This window comes from Streptomyces phaeolivaceus, from assembly GCF_009184865.1.
Classification (GTDB): domain Bacteria; phylum Actinomycetota; class Actinomycetes; order Streptomycetales; family Streptomycetaceae; genus Streptomyces; species Streptomyces phaeolivaceus.
Window position 1 is genome coordinate 4357844 of record NZ_CP045096.1, and the last position, 13357, is coordinate 4371200.

The 13357-nt window shown below is 71.7% G+C and carries 10 protein-coding genes and 1 pseudogene; 3 read left to right on the forward strand and 8 right to left on the reverse strand.

What is annotated here, in order from left to right; all coding sequences use genetic code 11:
* Positions 1-59 precede the first annotated feature (59 nt).
* The 5 genes and pseudogenes from cpt to F9278_RS20385 form a co-directional block, all read right to left on the reverse strand.
* Positions 60-638 (reverse strand): chloramphenicol phosphotransferase CPT, encoded by a 579-nt coding sequence (cpt, locus tag F9278_RS20365; protein ID WP_152173976.1) that lies wholly within the window; start codon positions 636-638, stop codon positions 60-62.
* 73 nt (positions 639-711) lie between these two features.
* On the reverse strand, positions 712-2178 hold the full coding sequence (locus tag F9278_RS20370) for an AAA family ATPase (protein WP_152169643.1): 1467 nt from the start codon (positions 2176-2178) through the stop codon (positions 712-714).
* A gap of 43 nt (positions 2179-2221) precedes the next feature.
* A complete protein-coding gene (locus tag F9278_RS20375; protein ID WP_152169644.1) occupies positions 2222-2671 on the reverse strand; it encodes a GNAT family N-acetyltransferase in 450 nt (149 codons plus the stop codon).
* A gap of 78 nt (positions 2672-2749) precedes the next feature.
* Positions 2750-3865: an ADP-ribosylglycohydrolase family protein gene (locus F9278_RS20380; RefSeq protein ID WP_152169645.1), complete on the reverse strand. Its 1116-nt coding sequence runs from the start codon at positions 3863-3865 to the stop codon at positions 2750-2752.
* Positions 3866-4229: 364 nt separating this feature from the next.
* Positions 4230-5720, reverse strand: a pseudogene (locus F9278_RS20385) (IS200/IS605 family accessory protein TnpB-related protein).
* A gap of 211 nt (positions 5721-5931) precedes the next feature.
* Between F9278_RS20385 and F9278_RS20390 the strand changes: the two are divergent.
* Entirely contained in the window at positions 5932-6468 is a 537-nt protein-coding gene (locus tag F9278_RS20390) for a DUF2165 domain-containing protein (protein ID WP_226966825.1), read from the forward strand.
* Between the two features lie 254 nt (positions 6469-6722).
* Positions 6723-6839 (forward strand): DUF397 domain-containing protein, encoded by a 117-nt coding sequence (locus tag F9278_RS20400; RefSeq protein WP_152173977.1) that lies wholly within the window; start codon positions 6723-6725, stop codon positions 6837-6839.
* Here F9278_RS20400 and F9278_RS48485 read toward each other — a convergent pair.
* From F9278_RS48485 to F9278_RS20415, 3 genes are all read right to left on the reverse strand, one after another.
* Entirely contained in the window at positions 6824-7663 is an 840-nt protein-coding gene (locus F9278_RS48485) for a hypothetical protein (protein WP_152169647.1), read from the reverse strand. The two genes, F9278_RS20400 and F9278_RS48485, sit on opposite strands and share 16 nt — an antisense overlap.
* Positions 7664-8194: 531 nt before the next feature.
* Entirely contained in the window at positions 8195-10855 is a 2661-nt protein-coding gene (locus F9278_RS20410) for a bifunctional FO biosynthesis protein CofGH (RefSeq protein WP_152169648.1), read from the reverse strand.
* Between the two features lie 702 nt (positions 10856-11557).
* Positions 11558-12415, reverse strand: a complete 858-nt coding sequence (locus tag F9278_RS20415) for an LLM class F420-dependent oxidoreductase (protein ID WP_152169649.1) — start codon at positions 12413-12415, stop codon at positions 11558-11560.
* 28 nt (positions 12416-12443) lie between these two features.
* Here F9278_RS20415 and F9278_RS47185 point away from each other — a divergent pair, with 28 nt between their 5' ends.
* Positions 12444-13244, forward strand: coding sequence for a hypothetical protein (locus F9278_RS47185; protein WP_226966826.1), 801 nt, complete (start codon positions 12444-12446; stop codon positions 13242-13244).
* Positions 13245-13357: the final 113 nt, after the last annotated feature.

Below are 13357 nucleotides of genomic sequence, written 5' to 3' on the forward strand. Positions count from 1 at the left end.
GCGCTCGGCCTCGGCCTCGGCAAGGACCACACCCTCGCCTTCACACCGGAGAACGAGCCCTACGACCCGCTGTTCGGGACCTGAGCGGTGGCGGCGGACGGCATCGGCCTGCCGACCCGGGCGGCGATGGCGCGAGCGCAGGTCAGGGACTCGGTGTGGGTGGTGTCCACTTCCAGGTCGTAGTGGACGCCCTCGTGGACGAGGTCCGCCTGGGCGGCGGCCATGCCCGGGACCCGGTCACCGCGGGCGATCTCCCGGCCGGCGGCGACGGCACTGTCGCAACGGACACCGACCCAGAGCACGTCCACACCGTCGAGGAGCCTCTCCCAGCGCCGCTGGGACGCGGCCCCGCCGAGGAAGAGGTCGTCGATGACGATACGGGCGCCCGCCCGCGCCATCGCCACGACGCCCTGGGCCCAGGCCTGTTCCAGAGCACGGAAGTCCGCCCCGATGGTGACCTCACCGTCGGCGGAGATCCCGATACCCCCGTCACCGCCGTCCGCCGTCCGCATCCGCGCGGGCATCGCCTCGATCAGGGAATCGGCCCCGAACGCCAGCCACTGCTCCGGCAGTTCGGCCTGCAGACACCGCACGATCCCGGACTTGCCCGCACTGGAACCGCCATTGAGAATGATCATCCGAGTCGCCACCGCGCCACGGTAGAACACTCCGCACACGACACGAAACGCATTTCTCCGGCTTCGGGCGCCTCTACCCGTACAGGGCCGCCAGGTCGACGAGCCGGATGTCGTCGTCCGCTTCCGCCGCGGCGCGTGCCTTGTCGTTGAAACCCGCTCCGCTGAAGCAGATGAGCCGGGTACCGGTGGTGTCGTAGCGGCCGGCCCGGGTGATGAGATCGCGGACGTGCCTCAGGCGTTCGATGTGGGCGGCTCCCATGGTGTCGTTCCACTTGGCCTCCCCGATGGCCAGGAGGGGCGGCTTGGCCCCGTCCGCGATGCCGATGACGGCCACGTCGACCTCGCGCGAGGTTCGGGTCCTGGGGTCGTGGACCACACCGTGCCCCACCCGGGCCGGCAGTCCGCCGAACAGCTCGGGGTCGGCGTGATGCAAGGCCCAGTCACGGCACACCTGTTCGAAGTGGGGCCCCAGGACGTTGCTGACGAAGCGGCGGCGGCTGGCCTGCCAGACCCGTGTCGCGCTGCCGGGGCGTTCGAGCTGGTCCCAGACCGGGCGCATGATCGCGTGATAGAAGCCGATCAGCGGCTCGGCGATGCGGTACGCGGGCCGGTTGTCGCGGAAGACGTCCGCGTCCCGGTGCAGCAGACCCGCGTCCTCCAGAACGTTGATCGGGTGGGCGATGTCGGTCGCCTTGCGTTCCAGGTATCCGGCCATACCGCCCCGGGTGGAGTTGCCGTCGGCCACGGCGGCCAGCACCGACAGGTACAGGGCGGTGTCACGAAGGTCGGGTTCCTCGGCGAGCAGATAGCGGGCCTCGCGGAAGAGCGGGGTCTCGGGGTTGAGGACGGTGCGCACGACCCAGTCGTCGAAGTCCTCCGGACCCGCCGGACTGTCACCCCGGGCGAACTCGCGCCGGTAGGCGGGGGTACCACCGACGATCGCGTTCACCTTCATGGCCAGGTGGGGGTCGCCGATGTCCCAGAACTCGGCGGCCAGGCGGTGGTCGAGGGGGCGGACGACCAACTCCAGCCCCGCCCTGCCGCGCAGCGGAGCGTTGCCCGACAGCAGCCGCCCCATGAAGGACAGCGCCGAGCCGCACAGCAACAGCCGGGCGCGGGAGCGGGTGCGCTGCTCACGCAGAGGTCGTAGCGCCTCCTGAATGATCGAGGGCAGCTCCGGGTTGCCCTTGGCGAGATACGGAAACTCGTCGATCACCACGGGGACGGGGCGCTCGTCACCGAGGGCGAGCAACGCGTCGACCGCTTCCGACCAGTCGGCGAAGTGGAACGGGCTGGCGGGGCGGACATGGGCCGTCAGGGAGGAGCCGAGTCTGCGCAGCGACTCGGCGTCGGCGGCCTCCGTGGCACCGAAGTAGAACCCTCCTGCCGCGCGGCAGGCCGCGTCCAACAGGAACGTCTTGCCCTGGCGGCGGCGCCCGGAGACCACACCCAGGGTCGCGCCGGGCTGCGGATCGGTGATGAACCGGCTCAGCGCCGACCACTCGTGATCCCGATCGAACATCTCGGCCGGCTTGTCCACGCCTCATCCCAGATAGAGAAGTACACCTACATAAAACATACCCCTATGTATCTGCGCCCGGTGCTCGGATCATGAAGGCGTCCAGTGGGTTCTCGGTCTCCAGGTGGAGGCCGTGGCGTTCGTAGAGGTGTCTGGCCGGGCTTCCCTGGAGGACGTCGAGGCGGATGGGGAGGTCGGTGGGGGCGTGGTGGGTGAGGAGGTGGTGGAGTACGGCTGTGCCGATGCCGGAGCCCTGGAGGTGGGGGGCCAGGTAGAAGTGCTCCAGCCAGTGGGCGTCCGGGGCCGGGCGGAGGGCGACACAGCCGGCGAAGGTGCCGCCGACCTCGATGATCCAGGTGTGGGCCGGGTCGAAGCCGTCGCGCAGGCGTTGGCGGACGCGGTGGGGGTCGTAGCGGCCGAGGCGTTCGAGATCGGGGCGCATGACCACGGCACGCAGCTCGGCGATGGGCTCGACGTCCACCGCCAGGGCCGGACGTATGTTCCAGTCAGCCATGATCGGCACGCTGTCCCGGGCGCGGATCACGCCCGCGGTGCGGGGGTTCCACCGTCCGGCTTCGGATGCCACCGCGTCTCAGGCCCGTGGATAGCGGGTCAGCCAGCCCGGTACCGCTCCGCCGGGGGCGTGGAGGGAGGGGCCCTGGGTCATTTCGAGGGCGAAGTCGTCGGCGAGGACGAGGATCGTGGGGCGGCCCTCCAGTTCCGCGAGCCAGGCGGGGGGCAGGGCGGTCTCGCCGTGGAGGGCGCCGAGGAGGCCGCCCGTCAGGGCGCCGGCGGCTCCCGAAGGCCCCCCGTGGTTGACGGCGAGGCACAGGCCGTGGCGAATGTCCTCGCCGACCAGGGTGCAGTAGACGGCGACGGCCAGCAGGCCCGCCGCCGCGCCGTCGCCGGCGAGCTGCTCGACGACGGCGGGCGACGGCGGCCCCTGGCGTACGGCGCCGACGGCCTGCTGGAGGGCGTCGGCGACGGGCTGGTGGCCGGGGCGGGCGGCCAGCAGCACCAGGGTCTTCTGGACGGCGGCGTCGAGGCTCTCCCCGCGCGCGAGGGCGTGCACGATGACGGCGTACGAGCCGGCGGCCAGGTAGGCGGTGGGCGCGCCGTGCGTCTGGGCGGCGCACTCCACGGCCAGTTGGAAGACCAGTTGGGGTTCCCAGCCCACCAGGAGACCGAAGGGCGCGGAGCGGGCGGCGGCCTCGGCGCCGGACGCGCCGGGGTTCTTGGGGGCGTCGAGCGTGCCCATGGTGCCGTCGGCGAAGCCGAGGAGGCAGATGAGCGAGGGGTCGCGGCGCGCGTAGAGCCACTCCTCGCGGGCGAGCCAGCCGTCGTCCTTGCGGCGTTCGTCCGGGCCCCAGTCCCGCTGGGTCGCGGCCCAGCGCAGATACGCCCGGTGCAGATCGGTCGGCGGGTGCCAGACACCGGTGTCGCGCCGGACCTGGGCGCGGATCAGGCCGTCCACGGTGAAGAGCGTGAGCTGCGTGAGGTCGGTGATCGCGCCGCGTCTGCCGTACGCGGAGGCCAGATCGGTCAGCCACTCCGGGCCGTACGCCTCGCCGATCTGCGCCAGGGTGAGCTGGTCGACCGGCGCGCCCAGCGCGTCGCCGACGGCCGCGCCCAGCAGCGTCCCGCGCACCCGGCTGCGGAAGTCCTGCTGCTCGACCCGCCCCCAGACGGCACCGGATGTCGCACCCACCCCGGCCTCCTCACGGCCCCTGACCCGACCCGTACGTCAATACGTCCGTACATCCGTACGCCCGTACGGCTCGACAGTCCAGCACTGTAATCGAACAGGAACCGTCCGTTCAGGGCTCTTGGAGACCGCCAAACGTCTCTCACGACACCCCGATCCAACGCTTCGGCCGACGAGCCGACAGAACTGAACAGATGGCGTACCAGAGTCCAACTCTCGGAGAATCGGTGCGCCCACGCAACATCCGTGGCCGGTCGGTTCACGTCGCCGCCCCTTGCGAGGGCCTTGATCGATCGCGCCGAAAAGCGCCTAGGGGTGATCTAGGGCCTCGCACATAGTGGGACCATGGCTGGATCCCAGACCGTTCCTAGAGACTGAGCGGGAGTGAGTCCTGTTGCCAGGTCTCGTGCTCGACCGAACGCCCCGGACGGTGTCGGGCGTTCTGGTTGCCCGCGTTCGCTCCGCGTCCGGGCGGCACGGATCGTGTCCGTGGTCCGGGGATGCGAGGGCGGGTTCCCTCACGCCCGGAGACCTCCGGTCCGGCCTGGACGGTCCGATGCCCCACCGCATCACTCCGGTGCTGTGGGGGCGGTGCCGTCCGTCGCCGGATCGGGTGTCCCTGGGCGGGGTCGACGGCGATGACCGCGATGCCCGTGGCGTCGGCCATCGAGGCCAGCCGGGCACGGAGTCCGCCGGTGGGCATGCCGGAGATCAACTGCCTGAACCGCTTCTTGCGGCCGTGCTTCTCGCGGGTCTTCTCCGCGGCGAAGTCCAAGCCCTCGACCGCGATCGCTTTCACGCCGCAGGTTCGGGCCCAGTGCGGGAGGCGGGTGAGGGCGTGGCGCACCTGGGCATCACGGTGTTCGGCGGTGCCAGTGAGGTCGTAGAAGAAGCGGCGCGGGGCGCCGGTGGGGTTGCCGTGAATGTCCAGGCGCCAGGCAGCGAGGTGATCGGCGTTCATGTCGACGCCGACCACGCCATGGGCGAGAACTGCTTCGATCGGGAGGGCAGGGGCGGGCGGGATCTGCCAGGACGCGGTCACATACCAGCGGTCCCGGCCGGTGTCGTAGTGGATGCGGTAGGCGATCGCCCGGTCGGCCGCGACTCGATCCGCCCACTCACTGCCCCGGTGCGCGAACGCCACCCGGCAGGCCAGGACGTAGCGGCCGTGCGGGGCGTTGGCCAGATGAGCCAGCGGGACGGGGAGTTTGAGGCTCACCTCGCCGTCCGGGCTGATGCGGATGGTCTCGTTGCCGTAGCGCTTGCCCGACTCACCGTCCGCCTGGCAGAACCAGCGCTCCGACTCCCAACGCCCGCGCCACGCCGACTCGGTGAGCTGGGCGGTGTCCAGGTTGTGGCGGGTGCGTGCCAGACTTTTCCCGCCGCGCACCACATGCACGATGCCGGCCGCGCGATCGACCCGGGCGGCGGTCAGCCGGTCTTCCGGTACTCGCGGGCGCCGCGACTTCGCGTGCCACTCCCGCTGGGACCGGTAACCCCCGGGTGCCTTCCTCGTCCCCTTCTGGCCGACCGGCAGGGACAGCCGGTGCTCGATGGTGCGGATGCCCGCTTCCGGGTTCTGAATGTGCGCGAGCCGGCAGCGGCGGGCCGGCGCCCACTGGTCCTGCGTGGCTTTGGTGATCGCCCCCGCCCACCGCGACGACGACAGCGGCGTCAGCTCCCGCTTCCGTACCGCCCACATCGCCCCGGAGTGCTCCAGGCCGTCCCGGCAGCGCGCCTTGAGGTCCTTCGAGGCCAGCGCCCCCAGATGCGCGCCCACCAGCCGCAGCACCTCCTCGTCACCAGGCGTCAGCTGCTTCAGGCGGGTCCGCACGGCCACACCACCCGGACCGGACACGACACGACGAACGACTCCGCCACACTTCGCAGCTCACTCACCCCCGCCCGGCCCCACCCGAAGATCCCGTCACCATGACGAACGAGCACCGCCCAGGAAGGTCACACATTCGATGCAAGAACGTCAGTTCACCGCTGAACCCGACACCACGACCGGCTCCACGCGACACGACACGGATCACCCACACTCGCTCCCGCGTACCAGAACACTCTTGAACGCACTCCAGCGCCAGCAGCCCCAAACCCCCCGCGGCTCACTTCTCCCGCTGGCCTCGACGCTGCTCGTCGGCACGGTCGCCCTCTACATGGCGCTCGTGGCGTTCAGCAACATCACCGACTTCGGCACGAACCAGCAGTTCGTCCGCCATGTCTTCGCCATGGACACCACGTTCAAGGACGAGGACCTGATGTGGCGGGCCATCGAGTCGAAGGGCGTCCAGGACGCGGCGTACGTCCTCATCATCATCTGGGAGACCGTCTCGGCCCTGGTCCTGATCGCGGCCACCTACTTCTGGGCCCGCGGCCTGGGCAGCCGCGTCTTCCACACCGCCCGCCGCTACAGCACCCTTGGCCTCCTCATGGTCCTCCTCCTCTTCGGCGCCGGCTTCATCGCCATCGGCGGCGAGTACTTCGTCATGTGGCAGTCCGGCGACTGGAACGGCCTCGACGCCGCCCTCCGCGTGTTCGTGCTGAGCGCCGTGGTCCTCCTGGTGACCTACCTGCCGACGAACGACCGCGCCCTCGACTGAGCAACCGCCGACGCCCCAGCGGTCCGCGCAGGCCACGATCACCAGCAGGCCTCTGCCGGACTCCGCGTCCGTCGCGACCGGGTCGGGGACGCGCGGGATTCGGTCACCCCTGGCGTCGGCCACCTCGATACGGGGGCTGCCGCCGGGGCCGGGGTCGAGCCTGAGCCTCAACCGGAAGTCCCGTCCCCGTACCCGCCCGCGCAGCACCGCGCAGCTACAGCGGCAACGACGGGCCCGACTGCGTCGAGGTCGCGATACCCCTCACCGCCCCCACCGTCCACGTCCGCGACTCCAAGGACCAGCAGGGCGCACAACTCGCCTTCGCGGCACGCTCGTGGGCTGTGTTCATCGGCTCCTACTCCGGCGCATAGCGGGCCTGGAAAGCGTCGCGGGCCTCGGTGGCCCTGGCTATGCGGGGGCCGAAGAGTGCCGGGTCGGCACCGGGGCCGCGGGACAGCAGGGACAGGAAAACAACCAGGTTGGCCAAATCCTCCCAATCGTGATCCTCCGTCAGCGTGTCCTCGTCCAGCCATCGCGGCAGCGCGCACGCAAGCGCGGTCGCGCGGCGTGCCGGATCCCGTTCCCACTTCAGGAAGCGCTCCACGGCGGTGGCGGCGGGGTCGTCCACCGTGCCCGGCGCACCGCCAGCGTCCTTGGCCAGCGTCGACACGAGCACCGGAAGCCCGCCCGAGAGCCGCAGCACCTCCCTCACCACGCTTTCGTCCAGCACCTGCCGCGCCGCGAGGAGCTGACGTGCCTCGGAATCCGTGAACGGCTCCAGGGCCAGTTCGGTGACGAAGCCGGCGTAGTCGCCCCAGCGGGCGGGGTCGGGGCCGTGCTGACCCGCCAGGGTGAGGATCACGTTCGGGGGGAGGGCGCCGTACCGGTCCGTGGTGACGAGGTCGAGGAGCCAGGCGTCGAGGAAGGGCGCGGTGCGTTCGTAGGTGTCGAAGAACAGGGTGATCCAGGGGGCGTCGGCCGCCACCCGGTCCAGTTCCGAGACCAGGACCGGGGTCAGGACCTTGAGCGGCTCCAGGACCAGCTGTACGTCGTCGTGGTTGCGGAAGCGCGCGCTCAGCGCCGCCCTCAACCTCTCTGTTCCGTGGGCTACCTGGGCCGGGTCGATCGCCCCGGCGAAGGCCCCCACGACCGGAACCAGGCCCAGCCCGATCAGCCCGGCCTGCGTCGCCGCCATGCTCCCCGCCGACGGTGGTACGGGCGGGCCGGAGTCCGGCCCGACCTCCAGGGCGGCCGACGCCGTGTCCGCCTCGTGCCGGCGTCGGCGGTAGTCGGCGGTAGTCGGCGAGCATCTTGTCCAGCGCCTTCAGCTCCGCGCCCTGCCTGGCGAACTGCGCGCTGATCGCCGCCATCGCCTCCGGCACGCTGTTCACCGTCTCGTCGGTGCAGGCAGTGAGCGCCTTCCGCTGGGTCGCTACGACCTCCAGTTCGCGCAGCAGCGAGGACTTGCCGACGCCCGCCGTGCCGTGGACGTGGAAGACGAACGTATGCCGCTCGTCCTCCGGCGCGGTGTCGAAGTTCCCCCGGAACAGGTCGAGTTCGCTACGACGTCCCACGAACCCGGCCCGCTTCCGGCGCCCGATCAGCTCCTGCATCGACAGCCGTGTCGGCCTCATCGGTCCCCTCGGTCCCCGCCCCAGTGCCCGGTCCCTCAGACGGTACCGGGTGACCGCTCATCCACGGGCTACGGCGCCCACCGGAGCAGCTCTCACTCCAACACCGGCAGCAGCTCCGGGAGATGGCCGTCCGAGGCCGCTGCCGCGCGTTGGCGTTCGTCCGGGACCTCGCCGTACAACGTCGTGCGGGGCTTGGCCGGGCGGCCCGCCGCGTCGGCCACGGCGATGAGGTCCTTGACGGACTTGTAGGAGCCGTAGGAGGAGCCCGCCATGCGGGAGATGGTCTCCTCCATGAGGGTGCCGCCGAGGTCGTTGGCGCCGGAACGGAGCATCTCCGCCGCGCCCTCCGTGCCCAACTTCACCCAGCTGGTCTGGATGTTGGGGATGTGGGGGTGCAGGAGGAGGCGGGCCATGGCGGTGACGGCGCGGTTGTCGCGCGTGGTCGGGCCTGGGCGGGAGATGCCGGCCAGGTAGACCGGGGCGTTGGTGTGGATGAAGGGGAGGGTCACGAACTCCGTGAAGCCGCCGGTCCGTTGCTGGATACGGGCCAGGGTGCGCAGGTGGCCGAGCCAGTGGCGGGGCTGGTCGACATGGCCGTACATCATGGTCGAGGAGGAGCGGATGCCCAGTTCGTGGGCGGTGGAGATGACCTCGATCCAGGTGGCGGTGGGGAGTTTGCCCTTGGTGAGGATCCAGCGGACCTCGTCGTCGAGGATCTCGGCGGCGGTGCCGGGGACGGAGTCGAGGCCGGCCTCCTTCGCGGCCGTCAGCCACTCGCGGATCGGCATCCCCGTACGGGTCGCGCCGTTCACCACCTCCATCGGGGAGAAGGCGTGGACGTGCATGCCGGGGACGCGGGTCTTCACGGCCTTCGCGATGTCGAAGTACGCCGTGCCGGGCAGGTCGGGGTGGATGCCGCCCTGCATGCAGACCTCCACCGCGCCGAGGTCCCAGGCCTGTCGGGCGCGGTCGGCGACCTGGTCGAGGGAGAGCGTGTACGCGTCGGCGTCGGTGCGGCGTTGCGCGAAGGCGCAGAAGCGGCAGCCGGTGTAGCAGACGTTCGTGAAGTTGATGTTCCGCGTGACGATGTAGGTGACGTCGTCGCCGACGGCCGCCTTGCGGACGTCGTCCGCGATCCGGGTGAGCACGTCAAGCGCCGGGCCGTCCGCGTGCAGGAGGGCCAGGGCCTCGGCGTCGGAGAGCTTGGTGGGATCGTCCGCCGCCGTCGCCAGCGCCGCGCGTACGTCCGTGTCGATGCGTTCGGGGGCCATGCCGGGGGCCGCCGCCTCGCGCAGGGCGCCCCAGTCGCCGTACACGGAGTCGAAGTCGTCGCGGCGGTCGGACGTACGGCCCTCGGTGTCGATGGCGGTGTGCAGGTCCGTACGGCCGGTCGCCACGAAGACCTCCTCCGGCTCCTGCCACGGGTGGCCCTCGACGACCGCGTCCGGGCGGGCGAGGCCGGTCTCCGGGTCGGCCAGCGCGCGTACGTGCGGCAGGAGGCGCGGGTCGAGCCAGGGTTCGCCGCGTGACACGAACTCCGGGTAGACGCAGAGGCGTTCGCGCAGTTCGAAGCCGGCGGCCGCGGACCTGGCCGCGAGTTCTTCGATCTGCGGCCAGGGGCGTTCGGGGTTGACGTGATCGATCGTGAGGGGGGAGACCCCGCCCCAGTCGTCGATGCCGGCGCCGATCAGTCGCTCGTACTCGCTGTCGACGAGGTTCGGCGGGGCCTGGATGCAGCCCGACGGGCCCATGAGGAGGCGGGCGACGGCGACCGCGGCGACGAGTTCGTCGAGTTCCGCGTCCGGCATGCCGCGCATCGCGGTGTCCGGCTTGGCGCGGAAGTTCTGGATGATCAGCTCCTGGACGCCGTGGTAGGCGCGGGAGACCTTGCGGAGCGCGAAGAGGGAGTCGGCGCGTTCCTCGTACGTCTCGCCGATGCCGATCAGGACGCCGGAGGTGAAGGGGACGGAGGAGCGGCCGGCGTCCTCCAGGGCGCGCAGCCGGACCGCCGGTTCCTTGTCGGGCGAGCCGTGGTGGGGGCCGCCGGGCTCGGACCACAGGCGGGTCGCGGTCGTCTCCAGCATCATGCCCATGGAGGGGGCGACGGGCTTGAGGCGCTGGAAGTCCGTCCACGACATCACGCCCGGGTTGAGGTGCGGGAGCAGGCCCGTCTCCTCCAGGATGCGGATGGAGATGGCCCGGACGTACGCGATCGTGTCGTCGTAGCCGTGCGCGTCGAGCCACTCGCGCGCCTCCGGCCAGCGGTCCTCCGGCTTGTCGCCGAGCGTGATCAGGGCTTCCTTGCAGCCGAGGGCGGCGCCCTTGCGGGCCACGTCCAGCACCTCGTCCGGCGACATGAACATCCCGTGCCCGGCGCGGCGCAGCTTGCCGGGGACGGTGACGAAGGTGCAGTAGTGGCATTTGTCCCGGCAGAGGCGGGTGAGCGGGATGAAGACGCTCTTCGAGTACGTGATGACGCCGGGACGGCCGGCCGCCTCCAGGCCGGCGTTCCGCACGCGGGCCGCCGACGCGGCCAGGTCCTCCAGCGCCGCGCCGCGCGCCTGCAGCAGCACCGCCGCCTCGGTCGCGTCCAGCGCCACGCCGTCCCGGGCCCGTTTGAGCGCACGCCGCATCGAGTTCTCGGTGGGGCCGGTGGGGGCGGTCGGCCCTGCGGAGCCGGTGGGGCCCGTGGGGCCGGTGGGCCCTGTGCGGTCGTCGGTGGGTCCGGTTCCAGAGGTCGCGGAAGTTGTCATCCTTCGAGCATACGAGCGGGTTGGCTCCGCGAACGGGGTGGGCGCCTCATGGCTCGGGGGTGCGGGTTGGGTTTGGCGGGTGCGGGTTCGGTGGGCGGGTGCGGGTTCGGGTGCGGGTGCGGGTTCGGTGGGCGGGTGCGGGTTCGGTGGGGCTTCTCGCGCAGTTCCCCGCGCCCCCAAAAAAGCCCAGGCCCCGTCGACCTGAAACGCGACGGGCCTGCGGGACTGATGACGGCGGGATGGCCGGATGGCCGGATGGCCGGATGGCCGGATGGCGGGCCTGAGGGGTGACGGCCCTGCGGATCCGGGTGGCGGCGGCCCTGCGGATCCGGGTGGCGGCGGGTCTGGGGATCCGGGAGGTGCGGCCCCGCGGATCCGAGAGGTGACGGCCCCGCGGATCCGAGAGGTGCGGCCCCGCGGATCCGAGAGGTGCGGCCCCGCGGATCCGAGAGGTGCGGCCCCGCGGATCCGGGAGGTGACGGCTCGGCGGATCCGGGAGGTGACGGGTCTGAGGATCCGGGTGGTGGCGGTGTGGTGGGGCGGAAGGCGGCTCGGGGGTGGTTCTGGAGGGCGTCGGGCGGGTGGGGTGAAAAGCGTGGGGCGCAGCCCCGGCTTTTCAGGGGCGCGGGGAACTGCGCGAGAAGCCCCACCGGACCCGCACCCGACAACGCACCCGCCGACCGACCCCACTCCCCCGAGCCATCAGGCCCCCTCCCCCAAGAACACCCCGTACTCGTCCAACAGCCCCAACACCTCGGCCTCCCCCGCCGGAGGCAGCTGCACGACCGCCTCCTCGATGCCCGACTCCGCGTAGTACGCCAGCTTCCCCGCACTCGGCCGCACCGCGTACGGCACCACCTGCAACCCCGCCGCATCGCGCCCCGCGTCGGCCCACACCCGCCGCAGCACCGGCAACGCCTCCCCCAGCCCCCGCCCCCCGATCGGCAGCCACCCGTCCGCGTACTCGGCGATGTGCGCGAACAGCTTCGGCCCCGCGGCCCCGCCGATCAGCGTGCGCGGCCCCACGACCGGCCCCCGCGCCTTCTGCACCGGCTTCGGATACGCGGAACTCGCCCGCACGCTCCCGAACTCCCCCTCGTACGCCGTCGGCTCCTCCGCCCACAGCGCCCTCATCAGCGCCATCCGGTCCCGTACCAGTTCCCGCCGGGTGCGCCAGGCGACCCCGTGGTCGGCGGCCTCCTCGACGTTCCAGCCGTAGCCGAGGCCGAGGGTGAGGCGCCCGCCGGACAGGTGGTCGACGGTCGCGATCTGCTTCGCGAGGTCGATCGGGTCGTGCTGCGCGACCAGCGTGATCCCGGTGCCGAGCCCCAGCCGCTCGGTGACGGCGGCGGCCTGGCCGAGCGCCACGAAGGGGTCCAGGGTGCGGCCGTACTCACGCGGCAGCTCCCCGCCCGCCGGGTACGGCGTCGTCCGCTCGACGGGGATGTGGGTGTGCTCGGGGAGGTAGAGCCCCGCGAAGCCGCGTTGCTCCAACTCACGGGCGAGCCGGGTCGGAGAGATCGTCTCGTCGGTGAGGAAGATCGTCACGGAGATGCGCATGTGTCATCTCTAGCCGCTCGGGACAGGGATGTCCATACCGACCGGTCGGCACTTAGGGGAGCCGACCGGTCGGGCCCGGGGAAGGTCGGTCGCCCCCGCCCACAGCCCGCGGCGCGCCCGCCGCGAGCAGGGCGCGCTTCGCCAGTTCCCCCGTGCGGGACACCTCGCCGAGGCGGTGGACGAGGGCCCAGCGGCCGTCGTCGTACGCGGCTGCCACGACGGACGAGCCACGGGTGGCACCGTCGTGCCGGCGGAGCGAGGGGCCTCGCCGCCAGGAGGGCGCCGGTTCGCCGAACCGGCGTTCCACGAGCAGCGCGACCACGAGATCCGCCAGCGTCCGGCAGCTGGACCACAGTCCACCGGCCGGCAGGATCGCACCGGTCAGCGTCCACAGGGGGCACGGCCTGCCGAACAGGTCGCGCGGCACCAGGCGCCGCCCTTCCGGCGGGCTCCCCGTCATCGCCCCCGCCGCCGTATCGCCACCCTCGCCACCGGCCTCGCCGCCCTCGCCCTCTCCGCCGGGCTGCTCACCGGCCGCGAGTTCGGTGACTCCCTGGACTGTGTCCCGAACGCGGACACCATCGCCGAGAGCCTCAGGGACATCCACCGGACCGGCGAGTCGACCGACATCACCGACACGATCGAGAAGAACCTCGACGAGATCGGCGACGAGGCGGCCGACGAGCGCGGCGACGTCGACAAGGCAGTGGACGACCTCGCCGAGGCCGTCAAGGACTACGACCGGTCGATCCTGAACGGCGACACCGACCCCGACACCAGCCGGATCGACGCGGCGGCCGACGAACCGACCGACGTCTGCACGTCGTAAGGAAAACCGGCGATTTCCTTCCCTTGTCCCTCAGTTCACCACCCCATAGGAAGGTGGCACGCACCACCACCTCAGCACCACCCTCACACCACCCGCGCACCACCCACGCCATG

What these genes read in the sequence shown, in the direction of transcription:
- cpt (WP_152173976.1), bottom strand. Translation starts at nt 638, where the DNA reads ATGATCATTCTCAATGGCGGTTCCAGTGCGGGCAAGTCCGGGATCGTG.
- F9278_RS20375 (WP_152169644.1), bottom strand. Translation starts at nt 2,671, where the DNA reads ATGGCTGACTGGAACATACGTCCGGCCCTGGCGGTGGACGTCGAGCCC.
- F9278_RS48485 (WP_152169647.1), bottom strand. Translation starts at nt 7,663, where the DNA reads ATGGCGGCGACGCAGGCCGGGCTGATCGGGCTGGGCCTGGTTCCGGTC.
- F9278_RS20410 (WP_152169648.1), bottom strand. Translation starts at nt 10,855, where the DNA reads ATGACAACTTCCGCGACCTCTGGAACCGGACCCACCGACGACCGCACA.
- F9278_RS20415 (WP_152169649.1), bottom strand. Translation starts at nt 12,415, where the DNA reads ATGCGCATCTCCGTGACGATCTTCCTCACCGACGAGACGATCTCTCCG.
- F9278_RS47185 (WP_226966826.1), top strand. Translation starts at nt 12,444, where the DNA reads ATGTCCATACCGACCGGTCGGCACTTAGGGGAGCCGACCGGTCGGGCC.